The sequence below is a fragment of the Malikia spinosa genome, assembly GCF_002980625.1.
GTDB classification, from domain to species: Bacteria; Pseudomonadota; Gammaproteobacteria; order Burkholderiales; family Burkholderiaceae_C; genus Malikia; species Malikia spinosa.
On record NZ_PVLR01000049.1, the window covers coordinates 23507 to 40877 of the forward strand.

15 protein-coding genes are annotated in these 17371 nt (G+C 64.4%); 3 read left to right on the forward strand and 12 right to left on the reverse strand.

What is annotated here, in order from left to right:
- Nucleotides 1-122 precede the first annotated feature (122 nt).
- The 9 genes from C6P61_RS15315 to C6P61_RS15355 form a co-directional block, all read right to left on the reverse strand.
- Nucleotides 123-2309 carry a copper-transporting P-type ATPase gene (locus tag C6P61_RS15315; protein ID WP_105730799.1) on the reverse strand — a complete coding sequence of 729 codons (2187 nt, stop codon included), beginning with the start codon at nt 2307-2309 and terminating at the stop codon, nt 123-125.
- A 10-nt stretch (nt 2310-2319) separates the two neighbouring features.
- Nucleotides 2320-3369, reverse strand: coding sequence for a YVTN family beta-propeller repeat protein (locus tag C6P61_RS15320; protein ID WP_244908973.1), 1050 nt, complete (start codon nt 3367-3369; stop codon nt 2320-2322).
- A 9-nt stretch (nt 3370-3378) separates the two neighbouring features.
- On the reverse strand, nt 3379-5019 hold the full coding sequence (locus C6P61_RS15325) for a multicopper oxidase family protein (RefSeq protein WP_105730801.1): 1641 nt from the start codon (nt 5017-5019) through the stop codon (nt 3379-3381).
- 57 nt (nt 5020-5076) lie between these two features.
- Nucleotides 5077-5586, reverse strand: coding sequence for a hypothetical protein (locus C6P61_RS15330; protein ID WP_105730802.1), 510 nt, complete (start codon nt 5584-5586; stop codon nt 5077-5079).
- Nucleotides 5587-5690: 104 nt separating this feature from the next.
- Nucleotides 5691-6053: a c-type cytochrome gene (locus C6P61_RS15335; RefSeq protein WP_237491356.1), complete on the reverse strand. Its 363-nt coding sequence runs from the start codon at nt 6051-6053 to the stop codon at nt 5691-5693.
- A gap of 137 nt (nt 6054-6190) precedes the next feature.
- The gene (locus C6P61_RS15340; RefSeq protein ID WP_105730804.1) at nt 6191-6529 is read right to left on the reverse strand and encodes a copper-binding protein; all 339 of its coding nucleotides are present in this window, start codon (nt 6527-6529) and stop codon (nt 6191-6193) included.
- A gap of 49 nt (nt 6530-6578) precedes the next feature.
- Nucleotides 6579-7070, reverse strand: a complete 492-nt coding sequence (locus C6P61_RS15345) for a cupredoxin domain-containing protein (RefSeq protein WP_105730805.1) — start codon at nt 7068-7070, stop codon at nt 6579-6581.
- Between the two features lie 70 nt (nt 7071-7140).
- Nucleotides 7141-8529, reverse strand: coding sequence for a multicopper oxidase family protein (locus tag C6P61_RS15350; RefSeq protein ID WP_105730806.1), 1389 nt, complete (start codon nt 8527-8529; stop codon nt 7141-7143).
- A gap of 13 nt (nt 8530-8542) precedes the next feature.
- Nucleotides 8543-9652 carry a TolC family protein gene (locus tag C6P61_RS15355; RefSeq protein ID WP_146115068.1) on the reverse strand — a complete coding sequence of 370 codons (1110 nt, stop codon included), beginning with the start codon at nt 9650-9652 and terminating at the stop codon, nt 8543-8545.
- A 146-nt stretch (nt 9653-9798) separates the two neighbouring features.
- Here C6P61_RS15355 and C6P61_RS15360 point away from each other — a divergent pair, with 146 nt between their 5' ends.
- The 3 genes from C6P61_RS15360 to C6P61_RS15370 are packed head-to-tail and all read left to right on the forward strand — an operon-like array spanning nt 9799 to nt 12248.
- The gene (locus tag C6P61_RS15360; protein ID WP_105730823.1) at nt 9799-10485 is read left to right on the forward strand and encodes a heavy metal response regulator transcription factor; all 687 of its coding nucleotides are present in this window, start codon (nt 9799-9801) and stop codon (nt 10483-10485) included.
- Nucleotides 10485-11882, forward strand: a complete 1398-nt coding sequence (locus C6P61_RS15365; RefSeq protein ID WP_105730808.1) for a heavy metal sensor histidine kinase — start codon at nt 10485-10487, stop codon at nt 11880-11882. The genes C6P61_RS15360 and C6P61_RS15365 overlap by 1 nt, the downstream gene beginning before the upstream one ends.
- A 9-nt stretch (nt 11883-11891) precedes the next feature.
- Entirely contained in the window at nt 11892-12248 is a 357-nt protein-coding gene (locus C6P61_RS15370; RefSeq protein ID WP_105730809.1) for a hypothetical protein, read from the forward strand.
- Nucleotides 12249-12637: 389 nt separating this feature from the next.
- On the opposite strand, the gene C6P61_RS15375 is transcribed toward C6P61_RS15370, so the two are convergent.
- The 3 genes from C6P61_RS15375 to C6P61_RS15385 all read right to left on the reverse strand — a co-directional run bounded on the left by C6P61_RS15375 (nt 12638) and on the right by C6P61_RS15385 (nt 17358).
- Nucleotides 12638-13948: a type II toxin-antitoxin system HipA family toxin gene (locus tag C6P61_RS15375; RefSeq protein ID WP_105730810.1), complete on the reverse strand. Its 1311-nt coding sequence runs from the start codon at nt 13946-13948 to the stop codon at nt 12638-12640.
- Nucleotides 13945-14274: a helix-turn-helix domain-containing protein gene (locus tag C6P61_RS15380; protein ID WP_105730811.1), complete on the reverse strand. Its 330-nt coding sequence runs from the start codon at nt 14272-14274 to the stop codon at nt 13945-13947. Before C6P61_RS15380 ends, C6P61_RS15375 begins: the two co-directional genes overlap by 4 nt.
- 201 nt (nt 14275-14475) lie before the next feature.
- Nucleotides 14476-17358: a zincin-like metallopeptidase domain-containing protein gene (locus C6P61_RS15385; protein WP_105730812.1), complete on the reverse strand. Its 2883-nt coding sequence runs from the start codon at nt 17356-17358 to the stop codon at nt 14476-14478.
- Between the last annotated feature and the right edge of the window lie 13 nt (nt 17359-17371).

The following is a 17371-nucleotide window of genomic DNA, read 5'->3' on the forward strand; positions in this document are numbered from 1 at the left end:
TCCATTATCAGCCTACGGTTTAGACCGTCACCCCTTGGTTTGAGCGGCGACGCTGTTGCCTGCACTTGCCATCCGGCGCGCGTCAAGGTAGTTGTCGCCCATGTCATGCAGCCAACGGCTGTTTATCGTGATTCCCACTGACTCCCTCGACGACGCAACCGCAGCGCATTGCCGATCACCGACACCGAGCTCAGGCTCATGGCCAGCGCAGCAATCAAGGGTGACAGCAGCCAACCCGTCAACGGGTACAACACGCCGGCAGCAATCGGGATGCCCAGTGCGTTGTACAAAAAGGCAAACACCAGGTTCTGCTTCATGTTGCCCACGGTCGCTTCGGACAGCGCCCGCGCGATCGCGATCCCGCGCAGATCGCCCTTGACCAGCGTCACCTGCGCGCTGTTCATCGCCACGTCGGTCCCGGTGCCCATGGCCACGCCCACATCGGCCTTGGCCAGTGCCGGCGCATCGTTGATGCCGTCACCGGCCATCGCCACCACCCGACCTTCCTTCTGCAAGCGCTCAACCAGCAGCAGCTTGTCGGCAGGCTTGACCTCGCCATGCACCTCGTCGATGCCCAGGCGGGTGGCCACAGCCTGGGCCGTCGTCAGGCCGTCACCGGTGGCCATCACAATGCGCAGTCCCGATGCCTTGAGGGTCGCCAAGGCCTCCGGCGTGCTGGCCTTGACCGGATCGGACACCGCCAGCAGGCCCATCAACTGGCCATCCATCGCCAGGTGCATCACGCTGGCACCTTCTGCACGCAAAGCCTCGGCCTGCGGCACCAGCGCCGCGACCGAGACGCCCATCTGCTCCATCAGCGCGGTGTTGCCCAGCGCCAACTGGCGCCCAGCCACCTGGCCACGCACGCCGATGCCCGTGCCAGACTCGAAGTTCTCGGGTTTGTCCAGCACCATGCCGCGTTCGCGGGCGGCACGCACGATGGTGTCGGCCAGCGGGTGCTCGCTGCCCTGGTCCAGGCTGGCGGCCAGGCGCAGCACCTCGTCGGCGTCAAAACCGGTCGCGGGAATGGCGCGATCGAACGTCGGGCGACCTTCGGTCAATGTACCTGTCTTGTCGATGATCAGGGTGTCGATCTTGCGCATGTTCTCGATGGCCGCCGCGTCGCGGAACAGCACGCCGTGGCCGGCGCCGCGGCCGGTGGCCACCATGATCGACATGGGCGTGGCCAGGCCCAGCGCACAGGGACAGGCGATGATGAGCACCGCCACCGCATTGATCAACGCATAGACCCAGCTGGGCTCCGGTCCCAGCCAGCCCCAGCCCAGGAAGGTGAGCGCCGCGATGCCCACCACGGCCAGCACGAAGGTGCCCGCCACCTGGTCGGCCATGCGCTGCATCGGCGCGCGCGAACGTTGGGCCATGGCCACCATCTGCACGATCTGGGACAGCACGGTGGCCGATCCCACGCGCTCCGAGCGCATGACAAGGGCCCCGCTGGTGTTGAGCGTGGCACCGATCAGCTTGTCCCCCACCTGCTTGCTGACCGGCAGCGGCTCGCCGGTGAGCATGGATTCGTCGAGGGCGCTGCGGCCTTCCACCACCACGCCATCCACCGGCACTTTCTCGCCCGGGCGCACCCGCAACAGGTCGCCGACGTGCACATGCGCCAGCGGCACGTCCTCTTCCTTCGCGTCGGAGCCGATCCGCCGCGCCGTCTTGGGCGCCAGCCCCAGCAGGGAACGGATGGCGGCCGAGGTCTGGGAGCGAGCCTTGAGCTCCAGCACCTGACCCAGCAGCGTGAGCGAGATGATCACCGCCGCGGCCTCGAAGTACACCGCCACCCGCCCCATGGACTGGAACGAGGCAGGGAAGGCCTGCGGTGCGACCGTGGCCGCGACGCTGTAGACGAACGCGGCCCCCGTGCCCAGGCCGATCAGGGTCCACATGTTGGGGCTGCGGTGCACCACCGACTGCCACCCCCGCACGAAGAAGGGCCAGCCCGCCCACAGGACGATCGGCGCGCTCAGCACCAGCTCGACCCAGCTCTGCACCGCCATGTCGAACCAGCCCAGCCGGTGCCCGGCCATCGCCAGCACCGTGACCACCACCGTGAGCGGCAGGGTGGCCCAGAACCGGCGCTGGAAATCCGCGAGTTCCGGGTTGTCCTGTTCCTCGGCCTCCGGCATCACCGGTTCCAGCGTCATGCCGCACTTGGGGCAGTTGCCCGGGTGCGGCTGGCGGATCTCGGGATGCATGGGGCAGGTGTAGACCGTGCCCGCTGGCAGGGGCACCGCAGGCGCCGCTGCGTGCGAATCGGCGACCGGGTGGTGGTGGTGCGGCGCATGCATGGGCCTGCTCCTATGGGGTCACGCTGATGCCGTTGGGGCCGGCACCCACCGGCACGGTGGCGACCGGCTTGTGCGCGACCAGGTCGATCACGGTGACCGTGTTGTCGTACAGGTTGCTCACATAGGCCTGCCGACCGTCCGCATCGACCACGACCCCGTGCGCACCCCGTCCAGTGCGGATGCTGGCGGTGACCTTGAAGGAGGTCAAGTCGATCACGCTCACCGTCCGCCCGGGGTTCTTGCGGCTGCCCTGGTTCGCCACCAACAGGCGCTGGCTGTCCGGGGTCGCAAACAGCTGGATGGGACCGTCTCCGACGGGGACCTTGCGCACCACTTCGTGGGTCTTCGGGTCGATGACGGCCACCCGGTCCTCCTGCGACAGCGACACGAACGCCAGGCGCCCGTCGCCGGTGAACCCCACCTGGGCCGGCCCCCGGCCCACGGGAATGCTCGCGACCTGCTGGCGACTGGCCGTGTCGATGACGGACACGGTGCCGCCCTTGAGGTTGGCCACATAGGCCTGCCGCCCGTCCGGGCTCAGCCGGATGCCATGCGGGAACGCCCCGGTGGCGATGGTGGCCACCTCCTTCATCGCCGCGGCGTCCACCACGCTGACGGTGTTGTCACTACCGTTGGCCACGTAGACCCAGCGGCCGTCCGGGGACACCACCACGTGCGCGGGATGCTTGCCGACCGGCACCTTGCCAACCACCGTGTCGGTGGCGGTGTCGATGGCCCAGACCTCCCCAGGAGTGGTCATGGCGGCGTGTGCGGCGCCCGACATCCCCTGGTGGCCCGCGTGGCCGGCGTCGGCCGGTGGCGTTCCGTTGTTGGTCACCCAGACCCGCTGCCCGTCGGCGGTGGCCTGGACGTTGTGCGCGCCTGCGCCGACGGTGACGGTGCGCACGGTCTGGCGGGTGTCGGTCGCGATCACGCTGACCGTGCCGTCGGTTTCATTTGCGACGTACACCTTGGGCGCGGCCAGGGCGGCGGAGATCCCGCCCAGGGCGAGGCAGGCGGACAACAGGGTGAATCGCATGGGATAGTTTCGGATGTTCATGTGGGTTCCTCAAGCCTTGACCTGGTAGCGAAGCATCATTCCCGCTTCGGCGTGTTCCAGCGTGTGGCAGTGAAAGACATAGTCCTGATCGCCGGCGTGGGGGTGCGAGAAGTCGATGGCGACCTTCACCGACTCGCCCGGCCAGACCTGCAGGGTGTCCACCACCCCCAGGTCTTGCGGCAGAAGGCCGCGAGCGCCGGCCAGGGGGCGGATCTGTGCCGGGCTGCCCCGGCGTTCAAGCACCCGGAACGAAAAGCCGTGCAGGTGCATGGGGTGCGGCATGCTGCGTTCGGCGTTCTCGATCAACCAGGTCTCGCGCGCGCCCCGCTGCACGGTCAACGCCACGGTCGCGTGGTCGAACACCCCGCCATTGATGGTCCAGTGGCCCTGGCCGTCGTGACCCAGCCGCATGCGGCGCGGCGTGCCCGCCGGTTCGACCGGTGTGGCGAGGCTGGACAGCCGGGAGGGCATGCGCCGGTCATAGGGCACTCCGGCTGCCGCCAGGTCAATACGCATCAGTGCCCTCGCATCGCCTTCCATCGCCATGGCGGCGGGCGCGGCGGCACCGAGGGCCGCGCCGTGCTGGCTGTGGTCCATCGCCGCCATATCGTGTCCGCCCTCCTGGTGCATCGGGTCGAAAGGCAGCGAGGCCAGGGTCACCGGCCGACCGCCTTCGGCTTCCCGGAAGTCCACCAGCACATCCAGCCGCTGACCGGGCGAAAGGAAGGTCTGTTCGATGCGCACGGGCTGGGCCAGCAATCCACCGTCCGTGCCCGCCAAGTAAAAGCCCAGGGCTCGGCCTTGTTGCAGGAACGCCAGCCGGTAGCTGCGCGCGTTGCTGCCGTTAAGGATGCGAAAGCGCACGATGCGGCGCCCCGCCTTGAGCACCGGACGCTCGGTCAGGTTGACCATCAGCCGGCTGCCCACCCAGCCACCGAAGGACTGGGCGGCGCTGGGCGCGTACTGGAGGCGCCCTTGTGCGTCGAACTCCTTGTCCTGCAGCACCAGCGGGATTTCGGATTCACCCAACGCCAGCGCCAGCTCCTTGCGCAGGGCGGCTTCGTCGTCGTCCTCGACGAACAGCAGGCTGGCCAGGCCGTGATAGGCCTGCTGAGGGATGTATCCGTGGGCGTGGGGGTGGTACCAGTACATCGACGACCGGTCCTGCAAGGCGAACGCGTAGTCCATGCTCTGACCCGGCGCCACGACGTTGAGGCCATTGCCGTCGTTGCGAGAATCGACACTCAGGCCATGCCAGTGAATGACCGTCGGTTGATCAATGTGATTGATCAGCTTCACCCGCATCTCGTCGCCACGGCGGGCCAGCAGCGCCGGGTTGAGGAATTTCTTGCCGCCCGACTCCACGGCATAGGCCAGGACGGGGGTGCGCTGCCCCGGCAGCACCTCGATCTCGCTGCGGACCACATGGACCTCCTTGAAGTCCGTCACGGGCAGCACCCCGAAGAGGCCACTGGTGCCCGGCAGGCGCAAGGGGTTGGAGAAGCCCGTCGCCTGCGCTTCAAGGCGCAGGACCTCGTCGGTAGAAAGGCCTGACGGCGTGGCTGAGGCGGCCCAGGCGCCCGGGTAGGCGGCTGCTGCCCCCAGCGCGCCCATGCCGCCCAGAAACTGCCGCCGTGAAGAAATCGACATCACACAATCTCCTGAACTGAATACGAAAACAGGAACAGCGTCAGAACGTCGGCGCGATCACTGGGCGCCGGGTTTGGCGGGCGATGGCGGCATGCGCTGCATCATCATTTCCATCATGTTTTGCATCATGTCCATGCGCATCTCCATCATTTGATGCCGCTGCGTCAGATCCGGCGTGGCCGCGCCCGGGGCACCCATCCCCTGCATCCCCGACGTGCCGGCCATACCGCCCATGGGCTTCATGGCTTTCATCATGTCCATGCCCTCTTGCATGGCTTTCATGTGCTCGACCATCAGAGCCTCGCGTTCGGCCGGCGTCTTGGCGGCCGCCATCCTGGTGCGCAGCGTCTGCATCGTGGCCATGTGCTGCTGCATGTGCTCCTGCATCTGCGGCATCGACGACATGCCCATGGGCATGCTTGCCTGGGGTGTGGCCGGCTGGGTTGCGGTGCTGGCCGCCGGGGTGGAAGGGTGGTGCTGGGCGTGGTCGGCTGGTTGCTGCGCTGCGGCCGAGAACGCCGCAGCGGCGACAGCCACGGACAGAAGGGTTCGGATCAAGGCGGACATGTCGATTTCCTTTCGTGACAGAACGCATGGCGAAATGCCATGGGGTCACTGTAGGGATCGACCCAGGTCGCCAAGATGACCCGGAGATGACAAAAAAGTCAGGTTCAGCGTGGCGACTGTTGCTGGGCCTGGCGGTTGATGTCGTCGTGGTGGCGCCGGGTCTCTGGTGACCACTGCGACTTGATCCAGGACAGAACCGCCACGATGTCGGCATCGCTGAGCGAATCGCCAAAGGCGGGCATATTGGTGGCGTAGTCCGGCAGGCCCACCGCCTTCGCTACCCCTTCCTTGGTGATGCGAATCAACATATCGTCCGGGTGGTGCCAGGTGTGGCCGCTCCCGTCGTGGGGAGGCGCAGGCAATCGCCCATCGGCACCCCGTTCCCGCCAGTTGGCCTGCCCTTCCAGCTTCACGCCATGGCAACTGGCGCACCGTGCCTGGTAGATCAGCGCACCCTGCTTGAGCATCGCGGCGTCATCTGGGCGAAGCAGCCCGGCAGGCACTACCTGGTGGAGGCCAGCAGACCGCCACCCAAAAAAGGCTGCGGCGCCCCCCGCCAGAGCAAGGACAGCCGCTGCCATAGGGACACGCCGAAAACGCAGGATCACTTCACTGGCTGGATGTCCGTCACCGTCATCTGCCCGTTCTCGTTCGTGACCATGAACTGGATCTTGGCACCGACGCTGGTCTTGTCCAGCAAGGCCTTGTCCTTGGCCACGAAGACCATGGTCATGCCAGGCATTTCCATGTGCTTGATTTCACCGTGCTTGATGGTGATCTTGCCGGCGTCCTTGTCGATCTTGCGGACTTCACCATCGGTCATGCTGGGCATGCCCGCCATGCCCATTTTGCTGTGGTCCATGTTCATTTGAGCGAACACGGGGTTGGCTGCAATGGCCGTGAAGGCCAGTGCGGTTGCGCTCAGAACCAGTCGCAGTTTCATCGTGAATCCTTGTGTCGTTGGGTGGAGGTTGTGATGATCGGATAGCCGCTTACTTGGCTGCCACCTTGACCTGGCCCTTCATGCCGGCCTCGTAGTGGCCCACATGCAAGCAGGCGAAGTTCACCACACCGGGCTTGGTGAAGCGCCAGATCACTTCACCCTGTTTGCCAGGCTTGAGCGAGATCTTGTTGGCTTCTTCGTGCTCCATGGTCGGGAACTTCTTCATGACCTCGTAGTGCTCCTTGAGCTCCTTTTCCGTGCCGAGGCTGAACTCGTGCGGCACCTTGCCGGAATTCTTGATGACAAAACGGATGGTCTCGCCCTTCTTCACCGACACGTTCGACGGCGTGAACCGCATGCTGTCGGCCGCGTCCACCTCGATCGTGCGCGTGACGTTGGCTGCGACACCCGGTTCGCCGATGGGCGATTCATCGTGCCCACCGCCATGGGTGCCACCAGCGAAAGCAGCCGATGCGGCCAATGCTGCAGCAGCGAAAACAAAGCCAGCGCGGGAAGCGAAGTTGAACTTGACGGATTTCATGGTTGTCCTTGGGGTTTTGGTTGGGGAAACGGTTGAGGAAAAGCGGTGGTGAGGCGTGCAATGGCCCATTTCAGTGGGACATGCCTTTGGCGCTGGGTTTGATCGCCGTGGCGGCAGCCGGGGTCGTGTCGCTGCTGGCCGCTGGGCGCGGCGTTGGCGGGAGCGTGCCGTTCCATTCGTAGGCCACGGTGCCTTCAGGGAACTTGTACGGACCCGGGTCCTTGTAGTCGCCTGGTTTCTGATCCTTGCGCACCTTGAAGACCGTGAACATGCCGCCCATTTCCAGCGGGCCGAACTGGCCGGTGCCGGTCATCATGGGCGCCGTGTTGTCGGGAATGGGCATCTGCATCTCGCCCATGTCGGCCATGCCGCGCTCGCCCATCAGCATGTAGTCGGGCGCGACCTTCTGGATCTTCTTGACCAGGCCCCGGTGGTCCACGCCAATCAGGGTGGGCACGTCGTGCCCCATGGCGTTCATGGTGTGGTGGCTCTTGTGGCAGTGCATGGCCCAGTCGCCTTCTTCGTCGGCGATCAGCTCGATCTGGCGCATCTGGCCCACGGCCACATCGGTGGTGACCTCGTACCAGCGGGTGCTGGGTGGCGTCGGGCCACCATCGGTGCCGGTGACCAGGAATTCGTGGCCGTGCAGGTGGATCGGGTGGTTGGTCATGGTGAGGTTGCCTACCCGGATGCGCACGCGGTCGTTCAAACGCACGTTCAGCGTGTCGATGGCCGGGAACACCCGGCTGTTCCAGCACCAGATGTTGAAGTCCGTCATGGTGTTGACCTTGGGCGTCTTGCTGCCGGGCTCGACGTCAAACGCGTTGAGCAGGAAGCAGAAGTCGCGGTCCACCTCGCTGATGTGCGGGTGTTTGGCCTTGGGGTGGGTCACCCACATGCCCATCATGCCCATGGCCATCTGCACCATTTCATCGGCGTGTGGGTGGTACATGAAGGTGCCGGGGCGCCGTGCCTCGAACTCGTACACATAGGTCTTGCCCACGGGAATCGCCCGCTGGTTCAGGCCCCCGACGCCGTCCATGCCGCTGGGCAGACGCTGACCATGCCAGTGGATGGTGGTGTGCTCGGGCAGCTTGTTGGTCACGAAGATGCGCACGCGGTCGCCCTCCACCACCTCGATGGTCGGGCCTGGGCTCTGACCGTTGTAGCCCCACATGTTGACCTTGAAGCCCGGCGAGACCTCGCGCACCACGGGCTCGGCCACCAGGTGGAATTCCTTGACACCGTTGTTCATGCGCCAGGGCAGCGTCCAGCCGTTGAGGGTCACCACTGGGTTGTAGGGCCGACCGGTGGTCGGAATCAAGGGCGGCGCGGTTTCTACCGACGTCTGGATGACGGGCTCCGGCAAACCTGCCAGGGCGGAGCGGGCAACGGCCAGGCCTGCCACGGAAGCGGCTGCGCCTGCGAAAAACTGGCGTCTGGAATTGGTGTTGGTCATGTGTTGTGTCCTTTCAATGCGCTGCTGCAGCCGGGGCATCGCCACCGGCGCCCCCCAGGCTCACAAAACTGTCGGGCTCTCCGCCTTGCAATACCCACTGCAGATCGGCTTCAGCGATCCAGAAGTCGCGCTGAGCGCCGATGGCGTCCACGGTGGCCTGGGACTGGTTGCGCACCTCGTCCAGCAGGTCCCATACGCTCTTGAGCATGCCGTTGTAGTGCAGCACCGTCTCTTCGGTGATGAACTCACGGGTTTTCAGAATGTCTCCCTGGCTGTCCTGCGCCAACGCATGGGCGGCCCAGTAAACGTTCATGGCCGACTTCGACAGAGCACGGTTGCGCAGGCTTTCTGCATCTGGCAAATGGCTGCGAACCGCTTCAGCGCGCTTCTGCAGTTCGGCCGCTGTCATGGGCTGCACCGGGATGGCAGGCAGCTGGTCCGGCAGCTCAAAGCCATCCTGAAGGCCTGTTTGCCCCATCGTCTTGACCAGATTGGCCTGCGCCTGGGCGGCGGCTTGCTGCGCTCGCCGCAGATTCATGCGTGCGTTGGAGGCAGCCAGTTGTACGGGAGACAGCTGCAGCTTGCTCCAGTTGCCCACTGTCACCATGCGTTGCCCCAGCTCATAGGCGGCCTGGGCAGCCTCCAGCATGTCACGCTGGTGCTTCAGCACCTGTTGAGCGGCTACAGCTTCGATCCAGGCTTTGCGGCCGGCCGCAGCCACCTCCAGCACCTCACTGGCATCCTCGACGCGGCGTTGCAGGCTGGGGTCGAGTTCTGTCCAGCGGCCTTCTGCGATCAGCTGTTCGTTCTTCGGACCCAGCCGAGCCAAAGCACGGGCCAGATCGCGGTGCACCGTCCAGGCCATGCGAACAGCCACCTCCGTAGTGGGCATGGCAACACCCAGGGTGCTGGCTGGCGTCGCGGTGGCTGCACTGGTATTGGCCTGCTCCCACTTGAGCACGTCGGCATGGCCGCGCTTGAGCGCTCCCACCGCGTCGTTGGCCCGGCGCCAGTCGGCCTCCTGCGTCGGGCTGGCCGTCTGCGCAGCCAGCGCGAATGGCAGGGCCAACAGGCCCGCCACCAGCAGCTGGCTCGTGGCTCGATGACTAAACAAAGGTTTCACTGCAATCGCTCCTTTTGATGTGGATCAAGTGGTGCGGATTCTGGCGAGGCGAGTTCGTCACTTCCCTGTCGGCCGGATTACAAAAATGTCAGCTTTCGTCACGCCCGCTTCGGTACAGGCAAACTTGCGGTCAGGAGAATGTGAACGTGAAAATTCTGATCGTTGAAGATGAGCCCAAAGCGGGTGACTACCTCAGACAAGGCCTGCGCGAGGCCAGCTTTGCCGTGGACCTCGTGACCAACGGTGTGGACGGTCTGCACCATGGCCTGGAGGGGGACCACGATCTGGTGATCCTGGATATCATGCTGCCAGGCATGGACGGATGGCAGGTGCTCAAGAACCTGCGCAGTCAGGGGCGCCAGATGCCGGTGCTGTTCCTTACGGCACGCGATCAGGTTGAAGACCGCGTCAAGGGCCTGGAACTGGGGGCCGACGATTACCTGGTCAAGCCGTTTTCGTTCGCCGAGCTGCTGGCCAGGGTCCGGACGATCCTTCGGCGTGGCCGCACGGGTATGGAACCCACTTCGATGAAAGTAGCCGATCTGGAGCTCGACCTGCTGCGCCGGCGGGTGACCCGGTCCGGAAAACGCATCGATCTGACGGCCAAGGAATTCGGCCTGCTGGAGCTGCTGATGCGCCGCCATGGCGAGGTGCTCCCGCGCTCCCTGATCGCCTCGCAGGTGTGGGACGTGAACTTCGACAGCGACACCAATGTGATCGAAGTGGCCATGCGGCGCTTGCGGGCCAAGGTGGACGATGCATTTGAACCGCGCCTGATCCAGACCGTGCGCGGCATGGGCTACGTTCTCGAAGCACCCGAGGACGCCCACTGATGCTCGGCCGGCTGTCGCTGACGGCGCGCTTGACCGCGCTGTATACCCTGGTATCGGCCTGCGTTCTGGTCGGGCTGGGTCTTCTGGTCTCGATAGCCGTAGGTCGGCACTTTGTCGAACTCGATAGGGATTTCCTGAAGGACAAGATCGACCTGGTGCAAACCATCGTCGGTGAGGCATCGTCATCGGAGATGCTGGTCCCTCGACTGGATGAGCTTTTGACCAGTCACCACGGCTTGTTCATCGAGCTGCGCAACAGCACCGGCCTGGTCTATGGAGAAGCGAGCTCGGTGTTCTCCCGTCTGCCGTCATCCATCGGCACAGATGGGCACGCCTTCGACTGGATGGCCGGTGACCAAACGCTGCGAGGTCTGAGGGCGGCCATTCGGCCTCCCTCCACATGGACGGGCCAGGCCAGTGACGGCGCATCACTTGAACTTTTGATCGCGCTGGACACAGCGCACCACACCCATTTCATGCAGTCGCTCAGGCAGATCCTGGCGCTCTACCTGGTAGGCGCGATCCTGATCAGCGGTCTGCTGGGCTGGTGGGCCGCCCGCCGTGGCCTGGAGCCCTTGCGTGTCATGAGAGCGCGCGCCATGACGGTCACGGCCCACAAGCTGGACCAGCGCATGCCCGTGGACGCAGTACCTGCGGAGTTCGCTGACCTGGCGCAAAGCCTGAACACCATGCTCGAACGCCTGCAATCGGACTTTGCGCGCCTGCAGGAATTTTCCAGCGACCTGGCACACGAACTTCGTACCCCCATCAACAACCTGCTGACCCAGACACAGGTGTCGCTGACGCAGAAGCGGGAGGTGGGCGTGTACCAGGACATCCTGGCGTCCAACGCCGAGGAGTTGCAGCAGCTGGCCCGCATGGTCTCCGACATGCTGTTCCTCGCCAAGACCGAACACGGGATCGAACTGCCGCACCGCGAGACCGTGTCGCTGCTCGATGAAGTGCTGGACCTGTTCGACTTCTACGAAGCGCTGGCAGAAGAAAAGCACATTGCCCTCGAAGCGAATGGCAATGCGCACATCGTGTGCGACCGGCTGATGATCCGCCGCGCGATCAGCAACCTGCTGTCCAATGCGATACGGTACTCGCCGCCGAACGCACCCGTACGGGTGTCGGTGACTCCTGGCGACGGTCAGATCCAGCTTTGCGTGCACAACGCCGGTCCCGCAATCCCCGCAGCCGACCTGCCGCGACTGTTCGACCGCTTCTACCGGGCCGAGAAGTCGCGCAGCAACCCCGACTCAGAAGGCACGGGTCTGGGCCTGTCCATCACCAGAGCCATCATGCAAGCCCACGGCGGATCGGCATCGGTGGCGTCCACCGATCAGACGACCACCTTCTGCCTGAGCTTTCCCACGCAGAACGCATCGTCCTAGAATCCGCCCATGCGCCTGTTCCTGGCTCTCCTGTTGTGCCTGGCCCTGCCTTTGCAGGGTTGGGGTGGTGGCGTGCGCCTGCAGCCGCCATGCCCGATGGAAGCGGCCATGGCCATGCAAGGCGACTCGGTCCACACCGGCCAGGACATGGCGATTGACGATTGCTGCAACGACGCAGAGACCTTTCAGCTCACCGGCAAGATGTGCAAGACCGGGCAGGAGTGCCAGGCCCCCACGGGCTTTGTGGCGCCGCCGGTCATGGCCGTGGCGCAGGCGCTCCCTGTGAGCGATTTGCACGCACCCGCGCCCCCCGAGCCACTGCGTGGCAAGCCCGCCAGCATCTGGCGTCCGCCCTCCCTGCTCTGACGTGTCCACCCTGACACCACTCGGCCTCTGAAGCTGGGTCGGTGGTCAGCAGCGGCTGCCGCGCGTTCCTGCGCGTGCTCAGCCCGTGTGCATTCTTCTGGAGCAGAAACATGGAACCCCTTTCCCCGGCGACCGGTGGGTCGGTCCGCGCTCGCGGCCGCATCCTCACCCGCTACCGCACCGCGATCACACCCGCACACATTGCCTTCGTATTCAGTCGTGTCACCAGCCGCCATCTTGCTGTCGGAAAACGTCCAGCGCTGAATTTCCGTCTGTCGAGGTAATCCGACACGGTTTGACGTGCATGTTTTGAGCTTGTGCGTATTCCACGCGATGCCGGACAGCATTCCACCGCCATCGCGGACACCGTTCCACGTTGATGGCGGTTCTCACGCGCCTTGCTTTGCGCCGAACGCTGCCGCAAGAGGCAGCCCTGCCTGGTGCGCCGCGATGCGCCGAATCAGTCGTTCCGGAACGCCGGCTGCATGAAACTGGTTTCCCCAGCCATGCAGCACCCGATGGCCGACAAGCTTCACCTCAGCCATCACAGCATCCAGCACCTGATCGGCAATGCCAACCCGGGACAGAAAGGCGGCAAAGGTGTCAAGCGTGATGTCGGCAAAGCGCTTGACCCCGGCCATGTTCAGGGCCAGCGAGGTATCCCGGCTCATGTAGGCCACGGTGGGCACCAGATCGTAGGCCGGTGCCAGTCGGGGACGCGATGGGTCGCGGTAGATCAGCGACCAGTTCTTGATGTGGGCATCACCGTTTCCCATCAGCACGTTGAACACCATGCGCCGGGCCATCTCCTGCAGATCGGGCAATCCGCCGGCATAGCGCAGCAGGGTCCGACCGATCATCTCGTGGTTGACCTGGCCATATTTCTGCTGTGCCCTCAGGTTGAAGACCTGGGCAAAGTCCTCGATATGGATACGTTCTCCTCCAGTGTTCGACGGTGACCGATCAAAGCGGCTGATGGCGTAGAACGGCTCACCAGTATTGAAGACTTCAATGTCGGGCAAGCCGTCGATCTGGCTGACCGGCACCAGGCGGATTTCGGGTACCTCGATGCCCGCAGCCTGTGCGACTTGCATGGTGGCAGCCTCCACTATGGGTAAGGCCTCGAAGTCACGCGACGGCGGCTTGACCAGGTAGTTGCCCAGCGCGTCTTCCCCCGCCAGTGTCAGGCGTTCGCCCTGGCGCAGCATGGAAAACTTCATCTGCATGCCCGCCAGAGAGAACTTGAGTTCGTGCAGAAAATCGGTCTCGTCAGGGCCATGTGCCGGATGGGCCGCAGTGCTACCTCGACCCGCTCGGCTATAAGCCTGAGCTTCAGCAGGAGTGGTGATCACGGCTCCGGGCAGATCGCGGCCAAGCGCCCGCAGCAGCAGAAATTCTCTGTCCTCGTGGATCTTGAGGCGCTGGGCAATGGTGCGCCGTAGACCACCTTCGGGTAGCAGGTTCGAGAAAAAAGGAGGCCCCTTGACCGAAGCCGACTTGTGCCGACTGTCGAGCAGCAGCGCACGGGTGCTTGCTTCGTCACCCGGGCGGGCCAGCGACAGCGAGAGGATCGGACGCTTGGGGCCCAGGTCCAGATAACCCTCGTCGATCACGAAGTGGGTCTTTTCGTCGGGGTAATGGGTCAGGTGGCCGACCAACAGGCCGTTCAGGTACACCGCCAGGGTACTGACCGCGTTCATGCATCGTCCTTTAAGTCATCGAATTCGTCGAGCAGGTCGAGCGGCACGCTCCCTGCATGCTCATCAGGCGCCGGTACTGGGCCTGGTTTCAGGTATTGGCTTTGTCCGATGGGCGCCAGCGTCACTTCAAGGCCCAGCGCCGAGGCGTAGCTGATCAGCGTATCCAGGGTGACATCACCGCCGTTCTCGATCTTGGAGACGGTAGCCTGCCGCATGCCATCCACCTTGCTCTGTGGCATGTCAAGCTGCTCGCGGCGAAGACGTAGGGCTTGGCCCAGACGAACCAGGGCGACAGGATGCTTGATACGTTTAAGAGTATTTTTCATCAATCAAATATACGCCAAAACGCTTCATCAGGCTTTATATCCCTGAAGCAAGGAGGGATCGTCTCAGAATTCGGATCGCACAGTACTACAAGGGCCTCCCCACAAGTCAAGCAGCACCTGACCATTTTCGCGCAGTATCTGGTTGAAGCTGGGTTTCTGCCTACAGCAAACCGCGCGGCCTGGTGTGCAGCGAAGCTGCCTTTATCCGATGCGTGCGACACGTCTCGGGCGCTGTTCAAGCTGCTGTTGCTTTTTCTCGATGTGCTTCTGTTCCTGGTGCTGCTGCTCTTCGCGCTGCACCTGGCTGAGGGCCGCGCCGATCTGCCGCTTCACGCCCTCGATGCCCAGCTCGCTCTTGTGCGCTAGGTCGTTGAAGTCGGTGTGCTGCTTCATCGTGGACAGCGCCGCGATCTGCGCGCCGCTCAAGATCGAAGCCTTGAGCTTGGCCGCCTCGTCGCCAGCCAGCTCGACCTTGCCGGCGGCGGCGTCGGCAAGGCGCTGCTCGGCGCGCAAATGGGCCTTGAAGCTGTCGGGAGTGATGGCGGGCAAGTCGCGCGGGTAGTTGTTCTCGGCCGGCGAGAAGATCGGGAAGATCGCCTTGCCGCCTACGGCCAGAGCGGCCGCATCGGCTTTCTCCCGGCCGGGGTTGTTGCCGTGGGTCATAACCAGGTGGCGGTCGTCGTCGCCAGCAATAATGATTGGCTTATCCGGGAACTTGGCGTGTAACGCCTTCGCCACGGCTTCAAGGTTGCCGCTGTCGAATGCGGCGACCGTGGCGTGGCCCACGGCCTCGGCCACCTGGGCCGCTGTTGCGTATCCCTCGGAGATCACCAGCGCAGGCGCAGCCACCAGGGCGTCCATGCCACCGACCGGATGGAAGCACGCTTCCTTCTTCGAGTCCTTGGCGAACCGCTTGGTGCCGTCCTCCTGGATGTACTGCATCGTCCATTGCTTGCCCTCAACGTCGAAGGCTGGAACGTAGGTTTTCTGGCCTTCGCGGTCGGTCATCACGCCGGCGTGCGCCTGGATGCCCTTGGCTTTCAGGTAGGGGGTCGGCTGCTCGATGGGCACCAGGTTGGCCATCTGCTGGCCGACACGCTGCGCGGTGGCCTCCTGGGCGCGCTCTTGCTCGACGGCACGCTGGGCCAGCTTCTCGGCTGCCTCGGCCTGGAGCTTGGCCTTCTCCTGGTCGCTCAGGGCGTAGCCCTTGCTCTTCCAGGTAATGTCCACGCCGGTCTTGTTGTTGATGATGCGCCCGGCCGGGTGCCCGTCCAGGTGGCCCACGTAGAAGCCATCGAGCGCGCCCTTCTTGCCGCCCTCGACCGGCACGCGGTGCCGCATGCCGTCCATGATTGGGTGATCGCCCTGGGCGTTGCTGCCGGTGAACAGGCCGGCGCTGCGCATGGCCTCGGCGAACTCTTCCCTTGGCGTCATCGCTGGCCCTTGCTGGGCCTGCACGTTCTCGGGCTTCCAGCGTTCGAGCTTCGCCGCGTCGGCACGCGGGCCGACATACCAGGACTTCGCGGCCTTGTCCCAAAGCGCGCCGGCGGCCTTGGCGGCATTGCGCTGCTCGTAGGGCACCGCCAGGTACTGGCGGGCCTGCTGGGTTTGCTGCTCGAGCTTCTGCGTTTCGCCCTGGGCTTGTTGGACCGAACGCGGCTCTCCGGCTGCCATAGCATCTACCTGCGCCCATTTGGCGAAGGGTGCGGCATCGACGCCCTGCGGTACGTACCAGGACTGTTGTTGCCGATCCCAGCGCGCACCGAGCTGCTTGGCTTCATTCTTCTCTTTGAAGGGCACGTTGATGTAAGTGCGACCGCTAGCTTGGTCGGCCTTAGCGTCCAGCGCTTGCATCTTGTTCTCCTGTTCTGTCGCCTGGGGATACTGCGCAACGAGGTCGGGGTACTCTGCCAACACAGCAGGGGGCGGCAAGGTTGGTTTTCTGCTGATCCCGGCAGCCTCGGGTGTGTTGAGGAAAAGGGCATTATTAACGGCCGCCCAATGAACATCGGCCAGCGCGGCTTGCGGGCTGTCGGCGTCGGAAAAGGCGGCGTAGCGGTCGCCAAGAGTGACATTCCACTTGCGACCGTGGTTGGTCAGCTCCTCGGTCTTGGCCTGGGTGATGAACTCGGCCAGCGTCATTTCATGCGGCGGCCGCTGGTCTTCTGCCTGCTGCTGGTCTTGCTCCTGTACCTGCTTCTGCTCGAAGGCCATCACATAGTCGTGAATCTTCTCGGCGTCGGCGGCAGCTCGGAACACCTCCAGCGGCTCGTCTTGCAGCACCTTGATCCAGGAACCCACATAGGCGGCGTGCTGGCCCGGATCATGGCCGATTCCCAGCTCGTCGCCGACGATCATGGAAGCGATTTCGGCGCGCAGCTCTTCCTTGGCGTAGCCTTCGCTGCCGAATGGATGCGCCAGGTCGCGGCCTAAACGCGACTCATGGCCTGTCCAGTGGCCCAGCTCGTGCAGCGCGGTCGCGTAGTAGCGGTCGGAGCTGGGAAACTGGCCGCGCTCCGGTAGGGTGATGCTGTCGGTCGAAGGGCGGTAGAACGCCCGATCACCAGGCGCGTGCGTGATCTTCGCGCCCGAGGCTTTCAGGATGTGCTCGGCGCGCTCGACGGCATTCCAGGTCTGTTCCTTCAGTGGCTGGAGTAGCGGCAAGCCGTCGATCTGCTCGGCATTGAACACGGTCGCAAAGAACACGCGCGGCCGTTCGAGCATGACGGTTTCCTTGACCGGCTTGCCCTTCTCATCAAGGACAGGCCGGCCGTTCTCGTCCAGCTTGTCTTGCTCTTCGCTGAATTTCCAATACTGCACCGGCGTGCCTTTCTCGCCCTTGCGCACCTGCGCGCCCACGGCGTCAGCCTGTTTGTAGGTCATCCAGCGGCCATCCCTGCGGCCCTGGGCCATCAGGTGGATCGCGTTGATGCCCTTGTACCGCTTGCCGGTCGTCGGGTTGAACGGCAGGTACGCGTTGGGCTGGCCCGGTTCCCACGGCTTTTGCCACGGTGCGGTGCCGGCCTTGAGCTGTTCGATCAGCTTTTCGGCCACGACTTCGTGAAACGGCTTCTTCGGCTCCATGTTGTCCTCCCTT